Below are 24,218 nucleotides of genomic sequence, written 5' to 3' on the forward strand. Positions count from 1 at the left end.
GTCTGGACTTCGCTCGACATGACGTTCTGCTTTTTTTTTGTTCAGGCGAAGCGGTAGAGATGCTTCGCCTGCGCTCAGCATGACGTTCTTATTTGCTCGTTCGACTAGCGTTGCGCAGCGGCTTCAGCTGCTGGTGCATCAGTGGCCTGCATCTGCCGCGACGCGCGGTAGAGATGGTTCAGCTCTTGGAGCAGGGCCCGCTCGTCGCCGCCGTGCTGGAGGTACTGGCGCACCGGTTCGCCGGCGTGGTCCTGGAAGAACATGTGGCCGTGGTAGCGCGGGCGCAGGAAGGCGCGCTGCAGCGTGGGCAGGGTGGCGCGGAAGTAGTCGTGGCTCTGCTGGTTGGTGTGCGCGTCCTGCCAGGCGGCGAGGTGGCCGGGCTGCCCGCCGTTGTCGAAGTACAGGGTCTGCTGGCAAACGGGCGAGGCGACGAACTCGGCATACTTCGCCGCCACTTCCACGTGCTGGCACTGGGCGGAAATAGCCAGACCGGTGCCGCCGAGGGTGCTGCGCATAGGCATGCCGCCGGGCTGCAAGGCCACCAAGTCGTGGAAGTGCAGCAGCTGGCGGGCGTAGCCGCGACGGGCATAGTTCGAGTAGCCGTAGGCGAAGGGGCAGTAGGCCACGTCATCGGCTTGCGTCATGGCCTCGTACACTTGGATGGGGTTGCGCTGGAAGCAGGCCGGGTCGACCTTGCTGGCCAGCTCGCGGAACATCTGCAGGGCCTGCACGCCCACGGCTTCGCTCACCACTTCGTCCTCGCGCTGGCAGGGGTCTTCGCCTAGCGAGCAGCAAAACATGTAGAAGCTCATCAGCGTGTCGATGGGAATCAGCGCGAAGGCGACCAGGCCGCGGTCGGCCAGCCGGAGCAGCTCGTCAAACGTCTGCGGCACCGCGAGGCCGTGCCGGGCCAGCAGGTCGGGGCGGCTGGCGGCTACGGGCGTGGCCGCGTCGATGGGCAGGGCCCACTGGTGCCCGCTGAAGCCGTAGCTTTCGTAAGAGTGGCCCACGGTATTCTGGGCTTGGTCGGCCAGGAAGGCGGCGGGCAGGTGCTCGTCGAGCGGCAGAATGGAGCCGGTGCGGGCAGCAAAGCCAGCCCAGGGGTGGTCGATGACGAGCAGGTCGAACCGCTCGGCCAGCTGCTGAATGGACTCGTCGGCAAACTGCTGCAGGCTGCGCTTTTCCCAGGTGATGCTCACGTGCGGGTGCAGCTCCGAAAAGCGCTGCGCGGTGGCGGCCATGGGCACAAAGCCGCGGCTGTGGTTCCAGGTAATGCCTTTCAGGTGAATGTGTTCGGCGGACATGGTGGAGCGGGGCGCCTCACCCCCCGGCCCCCTCTCCGAAAAGGAGAGGGGGAGCTAGACGCAGGGTTCAGCGGCTTTGATGAAATGAACTTTAGAAACTCAGCGCAAGGAGCCGGTTGCGCCGGCGGGCGGCGTGGTGGTCTGACGAGCCGTTGGGGTGGGGAATTGGATGCGGCGGGCCAGATCGGCGGGCTTTTTCTTGCCGTCCACCGGCAGCAGGTAGAAGCTGTAGCGGTAGGGCTTGGCGGGCAGCTGGTACTGCGGCAGGGGGGCGGCCTGGTCGTCCCAGCTGGTGTTGCCGCCCACGCCCATCTGGGCCAGGTCGAGATTGAGCGTGATGAAGCCGGCGTCCTTGAGCTTGTTGGTGTGCCGGGCCGTCTGGATGTTCTGCTCGGTGAAGGGCAGGGCGGTCATGCTCAGCAGCGAATCAGCCACCACCAGCAGCCCGCGGCCCTGCTTGTCGGCCAGCTGCAGCCAGCGAATGTCGGTGCGGGTGCCGAATTCCTGGGGCACCACGTAGGAGTCGGCGGCCGTGGGCAGCGGGTGGCTGTAGATGCCCGCATCGATGCCGTAGCGGCGGTCGACGTAGTTTTCCCAGGGGCCGCGGCCGTAGTAGCTGAGCTGGTCGTAGCTGCGCTTGATGCCGCCCTGCAACCCCACGCGGGGAATGTTGGGCAGGCCAGCGGCGGGCGTCAGGGTGTAGTCGACTTTGAGCACCCCGTCGCCGTTCACGGTGTAGGTCACGCGCACGTTGGTGGTGGCGTCGATGAGCGAGTAGGTGCTGGTGAGGCTGGCCAGGCCGGCGGTGGATTGGTCCACGGTCAGGCTTTCGAGCTTGGGCTGGGCCTCAAACCAGGGCTTGAGCTTCTTGGGGGCCTTCCAGCCGCGCCGGTCGTTGTCGGTGAGCGGGCGGGTGAAGTGGGGCAGCAGGGGGGCGGCCAGCTGCTCCGTGCCGTTTTGCTGGTAGCAGGTCAGCGCGCCCGTGGTCTTGTCGATGCTCACCGCGAAGCCTTCGCCGCTGATAACATAGCTCTTGGCCTCGTCGCGCACGGCTACGGCGGGGAAGCTTTTGGCCGGCTTTGCAGGTTGAGCCAGGCCGGTCAGGGCCAGCTGGTTGGCGGCTACTTCGTGGCCTTTCGGCGCCCACGGCGTAGCCTCGGGCAGCTTGAACGAAACGGTGGCCAGGTACTCGGCGCCGGCTTTGAGCTTGGGCAGGTAGGGCTGCAGGCTGATGACGGTGTCGCGCTGGGCGGCCAGGCGCAGGCGCGGCAGCGGCTTGGTGGCTACCACGCGGCCATTCTCGCGCAGGGTCAGCGTCAGCAGGTAGTCAGCGGCCGACTTGCTGGCGTGGCGGTTCTGCACCTTTACCAGTGCCTTGCCGGCGTCGGCCAGCGTCGTTTCCAGGGGCTGGTTCACGCGCTTGCACTCGTAAAGGGCGGCTTTCGGATTGCCCTCCGAATCGGCAATGCCCTTGATGGTGAAGTCGTCGTAGTACTTCTCCTGAAAGTCGCCGCCGTAGGCGTAGTAGGCCGTGCCCGTGGAGTCGCGCTTGAGCAGGCCTTGGTCGCGGTACTCCCAGATGCAGCCGCCGATGATGCGCTTGGTGCTGCGCCAGGCGTCCCAAAACTCCTTGATGTTGCCGGTGGCGTTGCCCATGCTGTGGGCGTACTCGCAGAAGAAAATGGGCCGGTTGTCGCCGTTTTGCTGGTTCGCCAGCAGCTCGGCGGTGAAAATGCCCGGGTACATGCGGCTGACCATGTCCACGTAGGCCTGGTCGCGCGGCACTTGGATGCGGTAGGCGTGGTTTTTGGGGTAGCCCGGGTCCGAAGGGCTGATGTAGCCGTCGAGGTGCGGGTCGCCCTGGGCGGGCTCGTAGTGCAGCGGGCGGGTGATGTCGAAGTCGTGCAGCCAAGCGGCCATGGCGGCGTGGTTGGGCCCGCGGCCGGATTCGTTGCCCAGGCTCCAGAACACCACCGAGGGGTGGTTTTTGTCGCGCAACGCCATGCGCATGCTGCGCTCCTGGTAGGCGGCGGTCCAGGCCGGGTCGTTGCTGAGCTTGGCCCCGAGGCCGTGAGTTTCCAGGTTGGCCTCGTCCATCACCAGGATGCCGTACTCGTCGCAGAGGTCGTAGAAGTACGGGTCGTTGGGGTAGTGCGAGGTGCGGATGCAGTTGAAATTGAACTGCTTGAGCGTCATTACGTCCTTGCGGATGTCTTCGCGCGACACGGCCATGCCCTTGGTCGGGTGGTGGTCGTGGCGGTTGACGCCGTAGAGGTAAGTGAGCTTGCCGTTGATCAGCAGCTTGCCCGTCGTCTTATCGAACTCCACGGCCCGGAAGCCCACCTTGCAGCTCTTGCTTTCCAGCACCGCGCCCGATTTATCGGTCAGCGTCAGCACCAAGGTGTAGAGGTTGGGCGTTTCGTCGCTCCACTTCAGCGGGTTGGAAATCTTGGCTTCGAGCAGCCCAAACTTGGCGTTGTCGAGGCGCGGGTAGGGCTCGTTGATGATGCTTTCGGCCGTGCGCTGCAGGGGCTGCGACAGCACCGGCTTGCCGGCTTTGTCGAATAGCTGGGCCTTGACTTCGTAGCCTTTGAGGTCGTTGTCGCCGGTGAAGTTTTCCAGGCGCGGGCGGATGCTCAGCACCGCGTCCTGGTACTGCTTGTCGAGCTTGGCCTGCCAGTGAAAGTCCGCGAGGCGCATCTTGGGTTCGGCCAGCAGCAGCACTTCGCGGTAGATGCCCGAGAGGCGCCAGTGGTCCTGGTCTTCGAGGTAGCTGCCATCCGACCAGCGCATGACCTGCACCGACACGGTGTTTTCGCCGGCCTGCAGGTAGGGCGTCACGTTGAACTCCGAGGGCAGGCAGCTGTCTTCGCCGTAGCCCAGAAACCTGCCGTTCACCCACACCTTAAACGCCGAGCTGACCCCGCCGAAGTGCAGGGTTACGTTCATGTTTTTCCAGTCGGCCGGCACCGAAAAGCTGCGCTGGTAGCTTCCCACGCCGTTGTAGTCCTGGGGCACGAAGGGCGGGTCGACCGGGCGGAAGGGGTACTTGGCCGATTTGTAGATGGGCAAATCGTAGCCGTTCATCTCCCAGTTCGCGGGAACGGCCAGCTGCTTCCAGCCCTGCACACGGCTGCGCTGAAAGTCCTTGGGCGCGTCAGCCGGCTTCTGCGCGAAGCTGAAGTCCCAATTACCGTTCAGCGACATCAGGCGGCCGGATTTCTCGCGGTTGCCTTCCAGCGCGGCGGCTTCCGAGGCGAAGGAATAGGCCGTAGCCCGCGCCCGGTCGCGGTTCAGCTCGGTAATCTGCGGAACCTGCCAGCCGTCGGCCTCCGGGCCGGCGTACACCTGCGGCGGGTGCGACACGCCGGGGAAAAAGTACACGCTGGCTTCCTGGGCCTGGGCGGTGAGCGAGCATAGACCCAGCAGGGCCAGCCATACGGGGCGCCTCACCCCCCGGCCCCCTCTCCGAAAATGGAGAGGGGGAGCCAGACGATTCGGCTGGGCTTGACTAGGGAAGTGGCTTTGTTGACTCATGCTGCTGGTACTTAGTTGCCCGCGGCCACCGTGGCGGCCGGGCTTTTGGTGGTCGAAGCGGAACTGACGGCGCCGCTTTTCAGGGTGATGCTGGCCGGCTGCAGGCCCTCGGCGGTGGCTTTGAGCGTGATGGTGCCGGCCTGCTCGGCGGTCTGCACGATGGTTAGGCACTGCCCGTTGTAGGCCTTGCGCTCCGTGGCCTTGAACGGCTCCAGACTGGCCTGATAGCCGTTGTCGACGCCCGCCATGCTTGCGGGGCCGCTGAGGTCGAACTTCACTTGATTGGCCGCGTCGGGCACCAGGTTGCCCTGGGCGTCGAGCACGCGCACGGTCACGAAGGAGAGGTCCAGGCCGTCGGCGCGCAGGGCGCTGCGGTCGGCCGTCAGCTCGATTTTGGCGGCGGGGCCCGCGGTTCGGATGGTGCGCGTCAGCACGGTTTTGCCGACTTTGCGCGAAACGGCCTGCAGAATGCCGGGGGCGTAAGGCACGCGCCACATCACGTGTAGCTGGTCGGCACCCTTCTTCTTCGTGCCCAGGGACTTGCCGTTGAGCAGCAGCTCTACTTCGTCGGCCTGGCTGAAATAGGCCCATACGTCCACCGTCTGGCCGGGGCGCCAGTTCCAGTGCGGCAGCAGGTGCAGCACGGGCTTATCGGTCCACTCGCTTTGGTAGAGGTAGTAGGCATCCTTGGGGAAGCCGGCCAGATCGATCAGCCCGAAGTAGGAGCTGCGGGCCGGCCAGGGGTAGGGCAGCGGCTCGCCCAGGTAGTCGAAGCCCGACCACACGAAGGTGCCGGCTATGAACGGGCTGCGCTTGACGGCCAGCCAGGCCGGTTCGTGCGTCGAGCCCCAGTAGGGCCGGGCGTTGTCGTACGACGAGGCGGTGAAGTCCGCGTTGCCGGTCGTGAGCTTGGTTTTGCCGTCCAGGGGCCACACGCGCACGCTGTCGGAGGGCAAGTCGTAGTGGCCGCGGGTTTCGAAGGCGGCGGCAATTTCGGTGGCCAGGAAGGGCTTGCCGGGGAAGCTCTGGGGCAGCTTGGGGTAGCCTTCGTGCTTGTAGTTGAAGCTCAGAAGATCGAGCACCCCGGCCTGGCTGATAAAGTTCTTTTCCGGCTCCTGCTCGGTCAGCGCCGACGTCACCGGCCGCGTCGAATCCAGCTGCTTCACGGTGGCCACCAGCTCCTTGGTCAGGCGCACGCCGGTGCTGTCGAACTGCTCCCGGATTTCGTTGCCGATGCTCCAGACGATGATGCTGGGGTGGTTCCGGTCGCGCCGCACCATGTCCTGCAGGTCGCGCCGGTGCCAGGCTTTAAAGTCGAGGTGGTAGTCCTTGCCGTTCTTTTTCTTCTGCCACTGGTCAAAGGCCTCGTCCATGACGAGCAGGCCCATCCGGTCGCAGAGGTCCAACAGTTCCGGCGCGGGCGGGTTGTGCGACATGCGAATGGCGTTGCAGCCCATCCGTTGCAGGATTTCCAGTTGCCGCTCCGCAGCCCGCACGTTGAAAGCCGCGCCCAGCGCGCCCAGGTCGTGGTGCTGGTTCACGCCCAGAATCTTCAGGGGCTGCCCGTTCAGCGAAAAGCCCGTCTGCGCGTCGAAGGCGAAAGTGCGCACCCCCAGCGGCGTTTCGACCTCGTCCACCGCCGTTTTGCCCTGCCAGAGGCGGGTCTGCACGCGGTACAGGTAGGGCCGCTGTACCGACCACAGCTGGGGCTTCGCAAGACTCAGCGTCTGCGTCAGTACCGTGGTCGAGTCGGTCAACTTAACGTTATCGGTAGCCTGCTTCGCCACCGTTTTGCCTTGGGCATCGAGCACCAGCGTTTCCACGCGCACGGGCTTAGTGCCCTTGCCGCCCGAGTTGCGGATGGTGGTTTGCAACTTCACCGTAGCCGCTTCTGGGCCGACCTGGGGCGTGGTCACGAAGGTGCCCCAATGGTCCACGGCCACGGCCGAGGTCGTCACCAGCCGCACGTTGCGGTAAATGCCCGAGCCGGTGTACCAGCGCGAGTTGGGCTGGGCCGAGTTGTCGACGCGCACGGCCAGCACGTTGGCTTGGCCGGTGGGCCGCAGGTGCTGGGTCAGCTCGTAGCGGAAGGAAATGTAGCCGTTGGGCCGCTTGCCGAGCAGCTTTCCGTTCAGCCACACTTCGCTTTGCTGGTACACCCCGTCAAACTCGACGTACACGCGCTGCTTCTTGTCGGCTTTGGTGCTGAACGTCTTGCGGTACCAGCCAATGCCAGTGGGCAGGCCCCCGCCCTCCGGCTTGGCCGGGTTTTTCTCGTCGAAGCGGCCCTCGATGCTCCAGTCGTGGGGCAGGGTCAATTGCCGCCAGCCCGCGTCGTTGAAAGCGGCATCCTTGGCCTGGGCCTCGTCGCCGAGAAAGAATTTCCAGCCCTTGTTGAAGTTCTCCACCCCGCGCACCGGCGGCTGGGCCGCGGCCGCCGGGCGGGCGGCACTGAGCAACAGGAGCAACAGAAAGGGGAGGAGCTGGCGCATGGTGACAAAGGCAGGTAATTGCTTCGGAAGGGAAAAGTTGTCCGTCATCCTGAGCAAAGCGAAGGACCTTACCACGCTTGCGCGACAATCGTTGTAGCGAATCGTGCTTACCTGATAAGGTCCTTCGCTTTGCTCAGGATGACAGACGTAAATCATCAGCGCGATGCTAGTTCGTGGACGCCTTGGCCTCTTTTTTCTTTTTCTCCGGCGGCGCAATGAACGATACCTGACTCTTGCCCAAATCCTTGGAGGTGGCCACGGCAATGCCGCGCTGGTCGGGCTTGTTCACGGCGCAATAGAAGTGGTAGACCACGCCCTTGTGCTTCACCACGAAGGACTTGTGGGCAAACAGCTCGTCGTAGGGCTCGGAGGGTTCCACCAGGTTCTGCCCGCTCCAGTCGGTCCAGTTCACTAAGTCGTAGGAGCAGGCAAAGCGGTTCACGGCGCCCTTGATGCCGGGGTAGAAGGCGCCGAAGTAGAACATCACCCACAGGTCCTTGTCGATGCCGTCGAGCTTCTGCAGGTAGGCGTCGCCGGTGATGCCCTTGTGGTGGTTGAGCACCGGGTTGCGCAGGTAGCGCGACCAGTGCACCATGTCGTCCGACACGGCCATGCCGATGCGCTCCGCCCCGCGCTTGGCGTCCAGGGAGTCGCCGTTGGCGTTGTAGTACATCACGAAGGGGTGGCCCGTGAGCTTGCTCTTATCCCAGATGACGGAGCTTTTGTAGATGGTGTGGTTTTCCCACCAGCGCACGTCCTTATCGTCGGGCCGGAGCACCGGCCGGGGCAGGCGCTGCCAGGGGTGCACCGTGCTCGGGTCTTTGTCGGTGGAGGCCATGCCGATGGAGAGCAGGCCCTTCTCGTAGCCGCGCGACTTGCCGCCGAAGTACGACATCCAGTACTTGCCCTGGTATTGCTGCCACTCGTAGGAGCCGCCCCACTTGTAGTCCTGCAAGGCCACGTAGCCGGCCTTCTGGTTGGTGTCCCAGTCGGTGGTGTCGGTGAAGGCCATGAGCTTGCCCTTCGTCTCCCACTTGAGCAGGTCCTTGCTCTGCGCCAGCCAGGTTTCGTAGCCGCGGCCGTCGTAGATGATGTAGGTCATGTACCACTTGCCGCCCTTGCGGAATACGCTGGGGCAGTCCATCTTCTTCTGGTTGTCGTCGGTGACGAGCACCAGGCCGTACTTGTAGGGCGTCTTCACCTCCTCGTACACTTTCTGCATCACCTGGGCCGAAACCTCCCGGGGCTTAGCCGATTGGGCGTAGGCTGCCGTCTGGGCAAGCAAACCGGTGAGTAGCAGGCTGGCGAGTTTCAGTTTCATGCGAATTTGAGGAGTAAGAGCAATAAGGGGCGTCATGCTTTAATCTTGCGTACGCTTGTCGAACCGAAGGAAGGCGGAGCCAAGCATCTCTACCGAAGTCGTTGCACAAGCCCCGGACGAAGCGGTAGAGCGGCTTCGGCTGGGCTCAGCAGGACGTTCTATTCTAGCGGCTGGGCCACGAAGCGGTACGTGCCCGAGCCCACCGCAATGCGCGCCCGGCCGCCTTCCACGCCCAGCAGCTTCAACTCCGGGTGCTGGCCCAGCGCCTGGCCCGATTCGGTGATGGCGGCGGCCGAAGCCGCGGGCAGGTACACCGTGGCGGTGGCGCCCACCGGGATGGTGGCCGTCAGCTCGAAGCCGGTGGCCGTCTTCTGCCACTCGCTGCCGATCAGGCCGTAGGGCGACAGGTGGGTGGCCCGGGCCGCCGTCACGTCGCCCACCGGCTCGGGGCGGATGTCAATTTGATCAAACGCCACCGAGCCCGCGGCCGGGCGGATGCCGGCCAGGGCGCCGTACAGCCATTCTTGCAGGTGGCCCAGCATCAGGTGGTTGTTTGACACCGTCGGCAGGGCGGCCCAGCTTTCGGTGAGGGCGGTGGCGCCCTGGGCCAGCTGGTAGCCGTAGCCGGGCACATCCGTGCGGCTGTTCATGGCGAAGATGACGTCGGAGCGGCCCGCGTCTTCCAGCACCCGCAGCACGTAGCGGTAGCCGATGTCGCCGGCCGTCAGGGCGTTGTGGCGGCTTTGGATGTCGCGCACCAGGTTCTCGATAACCGCGGCTTTGTGCTCCGGCGCTACCAGGCCCATGTACACGGCCACGGCGTTGGCGGCCTGGCTGCCGGTGGCGTACTGCTTGGTGGCGGGGTTGAAGAACTTCGCGTTGAAAGCGGCGCGCACCTCCGCGGCTAGCCGCTCGTACTGCCCCGCGTCCTCGGACTTGCCGAGCAGGCGGGCCACGGCGCCGAGCGTGGTCAGGTCGTAGTAGTAGATGGCCGTGCCGGTCACGCCCATGGGCGTGAGTTGCGACACGCCGGGGGGCTTGGGACCGAGGTCGTACCAGTCGCCGAGGCCCTGGGTGAGGATGTGGCCGTTGGCTTTCGTGGCCAGGTAGGCCGCGTAGCGTTGCATCATGGGGTAGCTCTGCGCGAGCTGCTGCCGGTCGCCGTACCACTGGTACACGTACCAGGGCAGCAGAATGGCGCTGCTGCCCCACTCGGGGGAGTCGCGAAACATGTCGCCGCCCCACTCAAACTTCACGAACTCGGGCGCAATTTCCGGCACCAACCCGCTTGCCAACTGCGACACCTGCAAATCCTGGATGACCTTGCGGCTGAGGGCGGCAATGTCGTAGCGGTAGCGGATGGAGCTGCCCATCAGGTGGTTCTGCTCCTGCCAGCCTAACTTTTCGCGGTGCGGGCAGTCGGTAAACACGCTGGCCATGTTGCTGCGCACCGACCAGTCGATGAGCGTGTTGGTCTTGTTCAGCAGCTCATTGGAGCAGCTGAACGCGCCCACTTCGGGGGCCGCGTTGCGGGTGTGCAGCATGGTCAGGGCCAGCACCACCGGGCGGTTTTTCGGGTTGGTCTCGCCCGCGGGCACGCCGCCTTCCAGCTGGGCGTAGCGGAAGCCGTAGTAGCTGAAGCGCGGCCGCCAGGTTTCCACGCCCGCGCCGCGCAGCACGTAGGTGAAGTAGTAAGGCCCGCCGCTGTTTTTCTGCGTCACCAGCCCGCCCGCACCGAGCAACTCGGCCGGCGCGAGGCGCACCGTGTCGCCGGCGCGGCCCTGCACCTGCAGCTCCACGATGCCCGAGGCGTTCTGCCCGAAGTCGTACACGAACTTGCCCGGCTGGGGCTGGCTGATGTGCTGCGGCTTGAACTGCTCGTGCACCTTCAGCGGCTCGGCCTGCTGGGCGTCGAGCTGCGCGGGGCCGTCGACCAGCACCACCGGTTTCCAGGCGTTGGTGGCCCGGAAGCGCGGCGCGTCCCAGCCCGGCTGCTCCCGGCGCGCGTCGTAGTCCTCGCCGCCGTAGATGCTGCTGAAGGTTACCGGGCCGGGGGCGGTCTGCCAGCTGGCGTCGCTGACTACGTTTTCTTGGGCGCCGTCCTGGTAGTCGAGTACCAAGCGGCACAGCAGCTTGGGCAGCCCGAAGGCGGCTTTGAGCTTGCGGAAGCGGCCCTTCACCGGCGGCACGTAGTAGAAGCCGTTGCCGAGCATGACGCCCACCGCATTGGCGCCTGTGCGCAGCTGCTCGGTCACGTCGAAGGTGACGTACTGCGCGTGCTGGTCGTATTTGGTCCAGGCCGGGTCGAGGAAATGGTCCCCGACTTTCTGCCCGTTCAGGCGCAGCTCAAACTGCCCCAGGCCGCAGACGTAGGCCGTGGCCCGCCGCAGCTTCTTCTTGACGGTAAAATCCTTGCGCAGCAGCGGCAGCACGTTGCCGCCCAGGTAGGTGTCCTTCTTGCCGTCGACGGGCAGCACGTTCACGTGCTCGGCCGGCAACTGGTCGTAGGCAATCCACCGGGCCCCGCGCCAGTCGGCGGCCGTGAGCAGGCCCATCTGCCAGCGGGCGGCGGGGCTCCAGGCCGAGGCCTGCTGCCGGTCGTCCCACACCATCACCTTCCAGTAGTAGGTTTTGGTGGCTTGCAGCGCCGGGCCGGCGTAGGGCACTTGAATGGAGGCGGCCGAAGCGGTTTTCTGCGAGTCCCACACGTTGCCCTGGTTGCGCGCCAGCAGCTTTTCGTCGTCGGCCACCAGCACGCGGTAGGCGCTCTGCCGGGCGTTGCGGTGGTCGGCCTGCAGCTCCCAGCTCAGGTTGGGGGCGGATTGCTGCACGCCCAGCGGACTGCTGCGGTAGCCGCAGCGCAGCTGACTCACCGTCGGGGCCCCGGCCACCGCCACCAGCCCGCTCAGCAGCAGCCCGGCCGATACGGCCGCGGGGCGCAGTAAGGAAGCAACCAGGGACGGGCGGGGCATGGGCAGCGGGTGGATGGGCGGCACGGCAGGACGTAGACTCCGGGGCGGCCCGCCGGCGGCGCGGCGACAACCCACTTGGAGCCTTTACAAAAGTAACCGCCCCCGCCCCGCGCCTTTGCCGGCGTTTGGCAAGTTGTTGTACGATGTTAGCACGCCTCGGCGCGGGCCGGCGGCACCGCACGGAGTCGGGATTACCGGCGGCTACAGCCGACGTAGCCCCTCGGAAAAAGCCCCGCCGAACCCTGCCGCCGGTGCCCGCTGCGTCATTCCGCCGCTAAACCGCCCACCGGCGGATGGCAGCTTCCTACAAAAAAGCAGCCGCGCCACCCGGTACGGGCAGCGCGGCCGGAGCCGGGGTTGCGTTCAGCAACTGCCGCGTTACGGCGGCCCGGGCTACAAGCTTAGTTTAGCTCCACCATGGCCTTGATGACGCCCGTGGCCGGGTCGAGCCAGCCGGCAAACTGCTGTTGCACCTGCCCGAAATCCACGCGGTGCGTGATGTAGGTGGTAGGCTGCACCAGCCCGGCCTTCATCGAGCGGATGACGTGCTCAAAATCCTCGCGGGTGGCGTTGCGGCTGCTCATCAGCGTGGCTTCGCGCTTGTGAAACTCGGGGTGCGAAAAGCTGATGTCGCCCTTCTGCAGGCCCACCAGCACGAAGCGGCCGCCGTGGGCCAGGTAGGGAAACGCCCCGTTGATGGCCCGCTGGCTGCCCGTCGCGTCGATGACCACGGTGGGCATGTCGCCGCCGGTAATGGCGCGCAGCTGCGCCAGCACGTCGTCGGTGCCGGCGTTGATGGTGTGCTCCACGCCCAGCCGCTCCCGGCAGAAATCCAGGCGCTGCTGGTTCAGGTCGAGGGCAATGACGCGGCCGCCGGCAATGCGGGCAAACTCCATCACGCCCAGCCCGATGGGCCCGGCGCCCACCACCAGCACAAACTCGCCCGGGCGCACCCCGGCCCGGCGCACCCCGTGCGCCCCGATGGCCAGCGGCTCCACCAGCGCCAGCTCGTCGTAGCTCAGGCCCTGCCCGGGCACCAGCGCCGAGGTGGGCACGGCCAGCAGCTCCGTCATGCCCCCGTCGACGTGCACGCCGCACACGTTGATGCTGGTGCAGCAGTTGGGCAGATCGGCGCGGCAGGCCACGCAGCGGCCGCAGCTGAAGTACGGAATGAACGTGACGGCCTCGCCGGCGCGGAAGCCGGGCGCCCCGTCGGCGTCGAGCAGCTCGCCGGCCAGCTCGTGGCCCAGCACCCGCGGGTAGCTGAAAAACGGCTGGGTGCCTTCGTAGGCGTGCAGGTCGGTGCCGCAGATGCCGATGCGGCGGATGCGCAGCAGGGCGTGGCCGGGCGGCACGGCGGGGGCGGGGCGCTGCTCGTAGGCCAGCTGGCCGGGTTGGCGGCAAACCAAAGTGTTCATCATGGGTAGTCGGTAGAGGATGGGGGAGGGCCCGGCGGCGTGCAGTAGCGTGCTACAAAACTGCGGCTCAGGCCTCGGGCAGCTCTCCTGAGCCCACCCGGCCTGAGCCGCGTTGTTGTGCAAATTTTTGGTTCCGGCCAGTTGGTAGCCGAGCCGAGGCCCGGCTACCAACTGGCCGGATTACCGATTACTGCAGCGGATCGAAGGAGCCGCCCCAGCCGCCGTTGTTCTGCACAATCAGCGGGTTGTTGGTGATGGCCGCTTGCGGAATGGGCATGAAGTAGTAGTTCGACGACCAGTTGAGGAAGTTGCTGTCCAGGTTCTTCGTGTCGATGGTGAAGTAGTTGGTGTAAACCTGGTCGAGGTCGAGGTTGTCGCGGGTCGTGGCAAAATTCGAGGGCGCGGTGGCGTTCAGCTTGATGGTCACGCCCTGGCGCTTCTTGTTGTTAATCACGGTCTCAAACTTCTTCCAGCGGCGCAGGTCCCAGAACCGCTTGCCCTCGTAGGCCAGCTCGATCTGCCGCTCGTAGAGGATGGCGTCGAACATCTGGGCGCGGTTCATGCCCGTTTGCAGGCCGTAGTTGCCGTCGGCGTTTTCGATGCCGGCGCGCTGGCGGATGGCCTTGAGCTGGTCCATGGCCTCGGAGAGGCGGTTGACGCCGGCGGCGGCTTCGGCCAGGTTCAGCAGCACTTCGGCGTAGCGGATTTCAATCCAGTCGGTGCCCACGTACTGGGCGTCGCCGGCGGCCACGGAGGTGTTGATGGCCTTGCGCAGGTAGAAGCCGGTCGAGCTGGCGCGGGTTTCCACGCTGGTGGTGCCGGCCGTGTTGTAGTACGTCCAGATCTTGTAGCTCGAGTTGCCGTTGAGCGGCCAGCTGGCGCCGTTGTAGGCAATGGTTTTGGCGAAGCGCGGGTCGCGGTTCTTGTAGAACAGCTGGCGGTTGTAGGTGTAGCGGCCGGTTTCGGTGATTTTTTTGCCGTCCAGCATGGGGTAGGCCTGCACCAGGTCCCAGGTGGGCTGGTTCGAGCCGCCGCCGGTGCCGGTGTACGAGGGCCGGGTGGCGTTGTCGTAGCCGTTGTTTTTCTTGGTCTGGTCGCCGGTCGAGTTGTTGAAGCCGGTCACCATCACGGCCTCGGGGTTGTTCACTTCCGAGAACCACAGTTGGTCGTAGGAGGCGTGCAGGCCGAAGCCGGCGGTGGTCAGGGCGTTTTTGGCCGCGATGCTCGCGTCGTAGGCGGCCTGCCACTTGCTCTGGTCGTCGGAGGGGTTAAACTGCGGGCTGGCGGCGTAGAGCAGGGTGCGGGCTTTCATGGCCAGGGCCGCGCCGCGGGTGATGCGGCCCCAGTCGGCCGAAGTAGCCCACTTGCCGGGCAGGAACATGGCGGCCGAGTCCAGGTCGCTCACGATCTGGCGGAAGGTTTCGGTGGTGGTGTTGCGGGGCAGGAAAGCCGCCTCGCGGGCTTCGGCGCCCACCGCGTTCTGGGGCTTGAGCACCAGCGGCACCCCGCCGTAGAGGCGCACCAGATCGAAGTAGCGCCAAGCGCGGAAGAAGTACGCCTGGGCCAGCAGGCGGTTCTTCGATTTCGGCGCGATGCTGCCGTTGCGCACCGCCACCAAGTACATGTTGATGGTGCGGATCTTGCCGTAGTTGTTGGAGGCGTTCAGGGCCGTGCCGAAGTCGCCTACGTCGTTGGCGGTCAGCGAGCCGTCGGTCTGGAAGAATTTGCTGTTTCCGGCGGCCTCCTCCGAGAGGATGCTGGGGTTGGTGGCGCCCATCGTGCCGTTGCCCGCCGTGCTCTGCCCAAACCAGGTCGGCAGGTTCTGGTCGTAGATGTAGTCGACGTTGAGCTTGGCCAGGGTCGAGTCGTTGTAGATCAGCTTCTCGTCGATGGAGCCCAGGTTGGTTTTATCCAGCGCGTCGTCGCAGCTGGTGAGGGTGCCGAACAAGGCCAAACCGGCCGCCAGCGCAGGGTAAAAGGTGCGTTTCATGGGAATGGCAGGGGTTACAGGCCGAGGTTTAGGCCCAGCGACATGGAGCGCAGGGTGGGGTAGGTCGAGTAATCACCCGAGTAGACCTTGTAGTCGTAGGGGTTGTAGAAGTTCAGCGGGTTGATGGCCACGAAGTACACGCGCAGGCTGCTGATGCCGGCTTTGTTGACCAGCGCCGTCGGGAAGGAGTACGACACGTTGGCGTTGCGCATACCGGCCGAGAACGAGCTGCGGAACCAGAAGTCCGAGGCCACGTTGTAGGTGTCCTTGTAGAGCGGGTTCGGGTACTGGGCGTTCGGGGTGGCTTCCGTCCAGTGGTCGGCCCAGAAGGCCGGGCGGTTGGCCGTCAGCGTGGCCTGCGAGCGGGCCGTCGACTCCACCATGTCCTGCCCGCCGAAGGAGGCGCCCATCGTCGCCGACACGCTCAGCCCCTTCCACGTAATCGAGGGGTTGAAGCCCACGGAGTAGTGGTTGCTGGCCTTTTTGGTCAGGTACTGCATGTCGTTGTCGTCGATGATGCCGTCGGGGCCGGCAAATTCGCCGGTGGCCGTGTTCAGCGGGCCGCGCACATCTTCGTAGTTCAGCATGCCCGGCTTGGGCGCCAGGCCGTAGATCTTGTAGCCCGGGTGGTCGGCCATCCAAGCCGTCACTTCTTCCTGCGAGCGGAACATGCCGATGTTGTGCAGGCCCAGGACGCCCCGGTCGCTGGATTTGCCGGTCGGGTCGAGGTAGGTGCCGAGCTTGGCTCTTTCCACGTCCACCAGGATGTTCTTGTTGTCGTTCCAGGCGAAGAAGGTGCTCAGCTTGTAGCTCAGGTCCGAGCCCACGCGGCCGCCGTAACCCACCGAGAGTTCGTAGCCGAAGGTGTTGACGCGGGCGTAGTTTTCCGAGGGCACCGACGCGCCGATCAGCAGCGGCACCGAGCTGCTGAGCGCCGTCAGCATGTTGTAGTGCTTGTTGCGGTAGCCGTCAGCCGTGACGGTGAGGCGGTTTTCCAGGAAGGCCATGTCCAGGCCCAGGTTGTACTTGTTCACGTCGTCCCACTGCACGAAGGGGTTGGCCATCGTGTTGTTGGGGGTGATGACCAAGCCGCGGTCGGTATTGCCGCCGAACACGGCTGCCTTGCCCGTCTGCAGCGCGTAGCTGGTCTGCCACTGGTAGGCCTTGGTGGCGTCGCCGCCCATGTGGGCCGCCGACGCGCGGATTTTGAAGAGGTTGACGAAGTTGATGTTGTCGCGGAAGAAGCCTTCCTCCGACATCACCCAGCCCACCGACAGCGAGGGGAACGTGCCCCAGCGGTACTTCGGCGCAAAGTTCGTGGACCCGTCGCGGCGCACGGCAAACTCCAGCAAGTACTTGTTGGCGAAGCCGTAGTTGATGCGGCCGGCCATCGACACCAGCCCGTTTTCCGTCTGCGTTTCCGAGGTCGTCTGCGTGCCCGTGGCGTAGCGCATGTCGTCCAGGCCGCCCACGATGGCGCCCTCCGCCATGGCCGCTACCGCGTCGGCGTGCACTTCCGACTGCTCGTAGAAGGCAATGGCCGATACGTGGTGCTTGCCGAAGTCGCGGTCGAAGGTCAGGTAGCCGTTCAGCTGGTAGCTGTCGTAGTAGCCGGGGTTGAGGCGCACCCGGTCCCCGTTGTTGAGCGTCACCATCTTCACGATGTCGCCCCCGTAGATGTGCTTGTTCTGGCCCAGCATCGAGAACTGGTACACGTTGTACTTCGTCCCGTACTGCTTGCCGAAGGTGTTGTCCATCGTCTTGCCGAACAGGCCGCGCACCTTCAGGCCCTTCACCCAGGGCAGCTCGTAGTCCACATTGGCCGTCAGGTTCAGGCCGGTGCCGCGCGTGGCGGTGTAGTTGTTCGAGTTCTGGACTTCGAAGAAGTGGAAGGCGTCGACGGTGTTGACGTTGCTCGCGTTGGAGAGCAGCACCGGCAGGCCGTTGACGTAAGGCTGGTTGAACTGCGGCGTGTACAGCAAGGAACGCATGTCGTTTTCGGCGTTTTCCCCCCCTTGCTTGAGGTAGTACATGCGCTTGTTCGACAAGTCGCCGCTGATGGCCACGGCCACTTTCAGGCCCTTGGTCACGTTCATGTCGGCGCTGGCGCGGAAGGTCCACTTGTCCGACTTGATGTTGCGGAAGTTCGCGTCCTGGCCGGTGTAGGTCACGCCGGCGAAGAAGGTGGCGCGGTCCGTGCCCCCGCTCACGTTCAGCGCGTGGCGCATCACCAGCGAGGGTTTCCAGGCCTCTTTGAGCCAGTTGTAGTTGTTGCCCGCGAAGTAGTCCAGCTCATCGGGCGTGTAGATGAGCGGGTCGTTGGGCAGTTTGCCGTTGGTGTAGTTCAGGTCGTTCAGGTAGGTGGCCTGCTGCAGACCCGTCATCATCGAGGGCAGGCGCACGGCGTCGGTCACGCCCAGCGAGGTGCTGTAGCTGAATTTCGGCACGCCGGCTTTGCCGCGCTTGGTCGTCACCACCACCACGCCTTGGCTGGAGCGGGCGCCGTAAATGGCCGCGGCCGCGTCTTTCAGGACGGAAATGGCCTCCACTTCCGAGGCGTCGAGCAGGTTGAAGTCCTCCTCGGTGCGCACCACGTTGTCGATAACGAAGAGCGGGCGCAGCGTGCCGCCGTCCTTGGAGAGCAGCTGGGGGTTGCGGATGGTAATGGCGCCCGGTTCGCCGGGGCGGCTGGTGCCACCCGATACCGACACGCCCGGCAGCTGGCCCTGAATGGCCGTCGAGAGCGAGCCGACGGGCAAATCCTGCACCTTCTGCATGTCCACCGGGGCCACGGCGCCGGTCAGGCTGATCTTGCTCTGCGTGCCGTAGCCCACCACCACCACTTCGTTCAGCGAGGACGTCTCGTCCTGCAGCGTCACGTCGATGGTGCTGCGGCCGCCCACCGCAATTTCCTGCTTGGTGAAGCCCACCGAGCTGATAACCAGCGTTTCGTTGCCGGTGGGCAGGTTGATGCGAAACACGCCTTGCGCGTCGGTCGAGGTGCCGGTCGTCGTGCCTTTCAGCACCACGCTCGCCCCGGGAATGGGGCTGCCCTTGGCGTCGCGCACCGTGCCGGTCACGTTCACGTTGATCTGCGCATCGGTCGTGGATGCGGGCGGGGTGGTGGGCGTGCCCGTGGCGGCCGCGGCCACCTGGGCCCCGGCCAGCAGACCGCTCAGCAGGGCGCCGGCCAGGCGCGGGGCGCCACCGGGCGCGGGAAGCGTGGGTAAAAGGTTCTTCATATCTAGGTTGGTGTGTGGGAAAGCAGTGGGAGTGTCGGGGGAGGAGGTGGGGAGCTTACTGGCCCTGGGCGTCGGCGGCTGCGCGCTGGCGCCGGGCTTCCCAGTCCTTACCGGCCTGCTTCATATCGATGCCGGCGGCGGATAGGTAGTTGTTGATTTTGCCTTTGTACTTGCCAAACCAGGCGTGCTTTTGCTCCGAGGTGCCGGCGTCCATGGCCTTTTCGCGGGCCTCGGTCAGCCACGTCAGGATCTGGGCTTTCTGCGCCTCCGTCAGGGTGGGCAGCATGTCGTTGTAGGCCCGCACGGTGATGGGCAGCACGCCGTAGGTCAGCCCGTCCTTCACCTGGTCGATCTGCGCCGGCGAGAGGTGGCGCCCCAGCTGGGCGAGGAACTTGGGGTGCTGCTTGTCCAGGGCCGCGGTGGTTTCGGCCTCGATTTTCTCGGTTTCGGCCTTCTTGGTGGCCTCGTCCGGGTTCTGGGCTTTCAGGGCGGCCAGGCGGGTTTTGCGCGCTTCGTGAATGTCGTTCAGGGCCCGGTACTGCGCCACAATGGCGTCGCGCACCTTGCTGGTTTTGCCCGGCTTCAGCCCGTCGAGCTTGGCCACAATTTTGTCGGCGCGCTCGGTAATGGTGCGGGTGTAGGCGGCTTCCTTGGATTCGGTTTGCGCCGGGGCCGGGGCCTGCGCCAGGGCAGCAGAGCCGGTGGTCAGCAGAGCGGCAACGAGCAAACTTCTGAGCAAGAGATTCATGAGCGGGTGGTAACTACTAGAGTGGGACCAAATTACTAGTAGTTCAGACCGGCGGAATACAGCTTTTAACCAACTTATTGTACAATGTTGTCATGCCTCCGGACGCCGGGCCGTTTTGCGGGTAATATCCGTCAACCAAGGCCCGTGGCGGCCCCTCCCGCCTTCGTAGCGTAAGTTTACTCCGGCCGCCCATTAGGGAACAGCTGATTGGTCTTAATAGGGCTTATTACTGGCTGAATAGCAGATTTTTATAGCTAAAACGTAAAGCCGTACTGGCGGCGCCGCGGCCGAACCAGCCACCGGCGCGACCCGCAACCGGTAAGCCCTTACTCACCGACAACATGCTAGAGTGGGCGCAGGGTAGGGCGAGCCAGCCGGCTTGCGCTTATTCTATATTATATAGGCTGAAAGATGGACTTCAGGTACGCCGTGTTGGCCCCAAAATTCTTCTTCACGTTGCGCGGGTCGTTGGCGTCGCGCGAGCGTTCAATCACCAGCCAGCCCTGCCAGCCCATGTCGGCCAGGGTCTGCTTGACCTTGTTCATGTCCAGCCGCGGGTTGTTTTGCAGCCACACGCCGTCGTCGTCGGTGCAGTGAATCTGGCAGATGCGCTTGCGGCCCAGGGTGCGCAGCTCCTGGTGCAGGTCGCGGCCGTTCTTGAGCGGGTTGGAGAAGTTGAAGTAGATCCGCACGTGCTTCGAGCCGATGTCGCGGAGCAGCTGCACCTCGCCGGCCGCGTCCAGCGCCGTCTCGATGCCGATGACTACGCCCGCTTTCTGGGCCATCTTGCCCACCACCTTCAGGCGCTCCACAATGGCAGGGCGCAGCTCGGGGTTCTTCACCAGGTCGCCCTGGTTGCCCAGGGGCAGAAACCCCACCTTCACGCCCATCAGCTTCATCGTGTCGATGCAGTCCTGCACCATGCGCTCATACGTGGGGCGCGTGGCGAAGGACTGGGCGTAGAAGCCCGTCATGGCCAGGGAGCAGATTTCCAGGTTCAGCTCCTTGGCTTTGTCGAGAAACTGCTGGCGGATTTCGGGCTTGCTGAGCTGGCTGTCGAAGGTGTCGCGGTTGCCCAGCCCGCCCATGTCCACCTCCACGCCGTCGGCGCCAATGTCCTTGGTGAGCTGCAAGGCGCCGAGCTTCTGTCGCTTCAGAATCATCAGATCCACCACGGCAATCTTGTAGGTAAGCTTGCGGGGCTTGCCGAAGGCGGTCAGCGGGCGGGGCAGCAGCAAGGCACCGGCCGCCAGCAGGCTGGTGGCGAGAAAGTCGCGGCGGGAGAGGGGGGCAGATGGCATGGCAGGGGCGCGAAGCGCGGCTTCGCGTAGGGTGGAACGGAAAGCAGGGCCGAAAGCGGCGCGCAGGGCGGGGCCGGCTAGCGGCGGAACGATACCCCGGCGGCCGTTTCGGGCGCGGGTTTGTCGGTGCGGAAGGGGCGGGCCGGCAGGCCCCGGTCGGAAAACAGGTTGGGCTGCGCCGCTTCGTGCCAAGCGAAGCGCACCGCCGCCGGCCGGGCCACGCCGGGCGCCGTCACCAGCACCCGCCGGCCTTTGATGCGGGCCTGCGCCGGCACAAACACGCCGTCGGCGCCGGCCACGGTGAAGCCGGTCAGCGGCTGCCCGTCCCGGCTGACGAGGTGGCCTTGCAAGGGCTGAAAGCTAATTTCGGCGGTCGGGCCCTTCACGTGCAGGCTGCGAAACACCGGTCCGTGGGCGGCCACCGCGCGCCGGCCGTAGGTGTCGTGCAGGGCTAGGTACGCCAGGCGCCGGCCGATCTGCCATTTGTAGGGCGGGTGAATGTCGTCGAGCTTGGTCACCAGGTCGGTGGCGACAATCAAGTCCGTGCGCGGCACCTGCGCCAGCACCGCCTCCTGGGCTTCCCAGAACAGCGGCAGCGTTTCGGGCGTCAGCGGCTGCTTGGGCTCCTTCGATTCGGAGTACTTGAACGGAGCCAGCTGCACGTAGTAAAACGGCAGCGCGGCATCCTGCCAAGCCGCGCGCCAGCTTTCGATGAGCGTGCGCATTTTGTGGGTGTAGGAGCTGGTTTCGGCCAGAAAGCAGTTCGACTCGCCCTGGTACCAGCAGAAGCCGCGCAGGGCAAAGGGCACCAGCGGCCGGATCATGGGCTCGTAGAACTTGCCCGGGTCGCCGCCCACGGGCTGCTGGTAGTAGGAGTCGGCCCGGAAAGCAGCCTCGCTGATCCAGGGCTCGATGCGGCTGCCGGGCACGGCCGAGCTGATGACGCCCACCGGCACGCCCAGCTGCCGCTGCAGCTCCTGCGCGAAGAAATAGGCCGGCGCCGAAAACGCGCGCAGCGCCGAATCCTGCGCGATGCTCCAGCCCCGGTGCAGGGAGTCGGGCTTGGCCAGCTCCTTGCGGTTGACCAGGAAAATGCGGATTTGCGGGTTGTGGGCGCGCTCCAGCTCGGTCAGCGGGTTGGGCTCGGGCTGGGGCGGCACGGTCACCTTGCTGTTCTTGCGCATGGTGTATTCCATGTTCGACTGCCCCGAGCACAGCCAGACCTCGCCCACCAGCACCTCGCGCAGGCGGATTTCATTGGTGCCGCGCACGGTTAGCTCGGCGCCAACGCCGCTGGCTTTGAGCGGGGCCAGAGTAATTCGCCAGCTGCCGTCGGCCGCCGCGGTGGTGCGCTGCTGCTGCCCGCCAAACTGTACCGTCACCGCCTCGCCGGGCGCGGCCGTACCCCAAATCGGCACCGGCTTCTCGCGCTGCAGCACCATGCCGTGGCCCAATACCCGCGGCAGCTGCACCCGCGCCTGGGCGGCGGGGGCCGTTAGGGCGAGCAGGGAAAGCAGGGCGAACGGGCGCAGGAGCATGGAATGGAGGGAATGCAGGAAAGAGGTCAAAAAAGAACGTCATGCTGAGCGCAGTCGAAGCATCTCGCGTGCTGACTCCGGATAGCAACGCAATGATTGGTGTTACTATCCGGCGAGATTCCTCGACTTCGCCCGGAATGACGTTCTGGTGGGCGTGTTCCGATTGAAGCCGCGCCGCTGCTTACGAGGGGCGCACGTTCTTCACGGCCACCAAGCTGTTGAGGTACTCCTCGATGTTGGTGTAGCCATCCTTGCCGCGCACCTGGCTGGCGTCCGAGGCGTCGTTGGGGTTGAGCTTGTTTTTCTTCTCGTACTGGTCGGGCATGCCGTCCTTGTCCGAGTCCTGGTAGGGCGTGCCGGCGTAGGTGGGGTAGCCCCCCACCTGGCTTACGTCGGTGATGATGCCCTGCTTGTAGGAGTCGATGGGCAGGCGGCGGTGCTTGAACTGCGTGTCGGGCAGCTTCACGTTGGGCAGGGCGTTGATTTTGCCGGTGCGCACCTGCTCAATCACGCGGGTGTCGACGGCGTCGCGCTTGGGCAGGGTGGCCCCGGCGTTTTCCAGCACGTAGTCGTAGGCCTTCTGGGCGGGCATGATGGTAATTTGCGGCATGGGCAGCGGGGCATTCACCTTCATGTCGGGCATGTACTTGCCGGCGTTGGCCAGCTCCTCCACCTGCACGCCGCCGTCCCAGTTGTCCTTGGTCACCTTGTCGTTGCCCTCCATGATGTTACCGCTGACGTAGGCGCGGCCGTACACCTGGTACTTGAGCTTGCTGCGGCCCGATTCGGGCTTCAGGATGCGGTGGCCCACTGGCGAATCCTTCGGCGTCAGCGGCCCCGGCTTGTAGTAGTTGTTGATGATGTTGTACATGGCACGGTAGTCGCCGCCGTCGGTCGAGCGGTGCACCCAGTTGAACATCACGTTGTTGGCGAAGTTGAACACCCCATTCCAGCCAATCGACGGGTTGCGGCCCGCGTTGTCGGCCCACAGATTGCGCATGAAGGTGCAGTTTTCCCCGCCCAGCGTGCTGCCGAAGGCGTGGTTCCAGGTGTCCAGCGCCTCCGAGAAGATGCTGTTCTGAATGGTGATGTTCACCGTGCCCAGCTTCTGCTCGGCAATGCCGGTGCTGTCGTTGTACATGTGGCGGTACATCGACATGTTCTCGTCCAGGCCCCAGGAGGCCGACACGTGGTCAATCATGATGTTGCCGATGGGGTTGCCCCCGATGGCGTCGTCGCGGCGGCCCACGTTGGTTTCGCCGCGGCGGAAGCGCATGTAGCGGATAATCACGTCGTGGGTGTTGATCCACACCGACTCGCCGGCCACGCACACCCCGTCGCCCGGGGCCGACTGGCCGGCAATGGTGATGTAAGGCGCCCGAATCATCAGCGGCGACTTCAGCCGGATGATGCCGGCCACGTTGAACACCACGGTGCGGGCCCCGCCTTGCTCGCAGGCCTCGCGCAAGGTGCCCGGGCCGCTGTCTTCCAAGCTGGTCACCACGATGACGCGGCCGCCGCGGCCGCCGAAGGAGTACGCGCCGCCGCCCTCGGCGCCGGGGAAGGCCGGAATGGGGGCCTGGGGCAGGTCAATCGGGCGGGCCGCCCACGGAATGTAGGGCTTGCCCTCGCGCTGCTCCTTCTGAATGATGGGGTAGGCCTTGGCCCAGGCAAGATCGGACTGGCGGCGGGCCTCCTTCATCAGCTCGTCGCTGGCCTTCTGAATGTCGGGCGGGATGGACGGATACTGCGCCAGGGCAACCGGCGCGGCGGCCAACATCAGGCCTAAACAAGCGAGGAACGAAACGGGCGTTTTCATGGGCGGGAATAGCTGAATTGCTCGGGGCTAAAGGTCGGCAGGGCGCGGGCCGGCACCGTGTACCATTTTTTCGACCCTCTGTAGCATCTTAGCATGGCCGCCTTATAAGCATGGCGGCAAACCGGGTCAAGATTGTAGAATCGGACTGCCGCGGGCCGGCAATGCCCCGGCGCCGCGCTACAGCCAGCGCAGCTGCTGCGCCCCGAAGCCGGCCTGCTCCAGGCAGTCGGCGAGGCGGCGGCGGGCTTCGGCCGAGCGGCAGGCGGCGGCGCGCACCAACAGCTGGGTGCCCGGCCCCGCGGCCAGCTCTTCGTGCCAGGCGGCCAGGTGCCCCACCAGCGTGGGCAGCTCGGCCGGCGCTAGGCGCGGCGCTAGGCAAGCGAGTTGCGCGCCGCCGTTGAGGGCGAAAAGTGAGTACCCAGCCACCTCGCGCTGCTCCACGCGGGTGCCCGGCGGCAAGCCCAGGTGCAGCAGCAGCGCGGGCAGCGTCGCGGCGGCCGGGGTGGCCGGCTGCGCCGCGGCGGCCGGGGCCGCCG

Annotated in this window: 13 protein-coding genes; all 13 read right to left on the minus strand. The window is 65.4% G+C overall.

Annotated elements, in window-relative coordinates; all coding sequences use genetic code 11:
• Positions 1-104: 104 nt before the first annotated feature.
• Complete coding sequence (locus LJ737_RS24455) at positions 105-1,304, minus strand: ABC transporter substrate-binding protein (RefSeq protein WP_227769398.1); 1,200 nt, start codon at positions 1,302-1,304, stop codon at positions 105-107.
• A gap of 99 nt (positions 1,305-1,403) precedes the next feature.
• On the minus strand, positions 1,404-4,757 hold the full coding sequence (locus tag LJ737_RS24460; RefSeq protein WP_227769399.1) for a glycoside hydrolase family 2 TIM barrel-domain containing protein: 3,354 nt from the start codon (positions 4,755-4,757) through the stop codon (positions 1,404-1,406).
• 95 nt (positions 4,758-4,852) lie between these two features.
• A complete protein-coding gene (galB, locus tag LJ737_RS24465) occupies positions 4,853-7,333 on the minus strand; it encodes a beta-galactosidase GalB (protein ID WP_227769400.1) in 2,481 nt (826 codons plus the stop codon).
• Between the two features lie 166 nt (positions 7,334-7,499).
• Positions 7,500-8,654 (minus strand): glycosylase, encoded by a 1,155-nt coding sequence (locus tag LJ737_RS24470; RefSeq protein WP_227769401.1) that lies wholly within the window; start codon positions 8,652-8,654, stop codon positions 7,500-7,502.
• A 158-nt stretch (positions 8,655-8,812) separates the two neighbouring features.
• The gene (locus LJ737_RS24475; RefSeq protein ID WP_227769402.1) at positions 8,813-11,626 is read right to left on the minus strand and encodes a family 78 glycoside hydrolase catalytic domain; all 2,814 of its coding nucleotides are present in this window, start codon (positions 11,624-11,626) and stop codon (positions 8,813-8,815) included.
• 401 nt (positions 11,627-12,027) lie between these two features.
• Positions 12,028-13,044 carry a zinc-binding alcohol dehydrogenase family protein gene (locus LJ737_RS24480; RefSeq protein WP_227769410.1) on the minus strand — a complete coding sequence of 339 codons (1,017 nt, stop codon included), beginning with the start codon at positions 13,042-13,044 and terminating at the stop codon, positions 12,028-12,030.
• 187 nt (positions 13,045-13,231) lie between these two features.
• Positions 13,232-15,034: a RagB/SusD family nutrient uptake outer membrane protein gene (locus tag LJ737_RS24485; RefSeq protein WP_227769403.1), complete on the minus strand. Its 1,803-nt coding sequence runs from the start codon at positions 15,032-15,034 to the stop codon at positions 13,232-13,234.
• Positions 15,035-15,048: 14 nt separating this feature from the next.
• Positions 15,049-18,276: a SusC/RagA family TonB-linked outer membrane protein gene (locus tag LJ737_RS24490; protein WP_227769404.1), complete on the minus strand. Its 3,228-nt coding sequence runs from the start codon at positions 18,274-18,276 to the stop codon at positions 15,049-15,051.
• Between the two features lie 55 nt (positions 18,277-18,331).
• Positions 18,332-19,024, minus strand: coding sequence for a DUF3826 domain-containing protein (locus LJ737_RS24495; protein ID WP_227769405.1), 693 nt, complete (start codon positions 19,022-19,024; stop codon positions 18,332-18,334).
• A gap of 395 nt (positions 19,025-19,419) precedes the next feature.
• Positions 19,420-20,325 (minus strand): sugar phosphate isomerase/epimerase family protein, encoded by a 906-nt coding sequence (locus LJ737_RS24500; RefSeq protein ID WP_227769406.1) that lies wholly within the window; start codon positions 20,323-20,325, stop codon positions 19,420-19,422.
• A gap of 77 nt (positions 20,326-20,402) precedes the next feature.
• A complete protein-coding gene (locus LJ737_RS24505; RefSeq protein WP_227769407.1) occupies positions 20,403-21,863 on the minus strand; it encodes a sialate O-acetylesterase in 1,461 nt (486 codons plus the stop codon).
• A 181-nt stretch (positions 21,864-22,044) separates the two neighbouring features.
• Entirely contained in the window at positions 22,045-23,682 is a 1,638-nt protein-coding gene (locus LJ737_RS24510) for a pectate lyase family protein (protein ID WP_227769408.1), read from the minus strand.
• A 177-nt stretch (positions 23,683-23,859) separates the two neighbouring features.
• On the minus strand, positions 23,860-24,218 hold a 359-nt coding region (locus LJ737_RS24515), incomplete at its 5' end, for a hypothetical protein (protein WP_227769409.1).

This window comes from Hymenobacter sp. 15J16-1T3B (genome assembly GCF_020711235.1).
GTDB lineage: Bacteria > Bacteroidota > Bacteroidia > Cytophagales > Hymenobacteraceae > Solirubrum.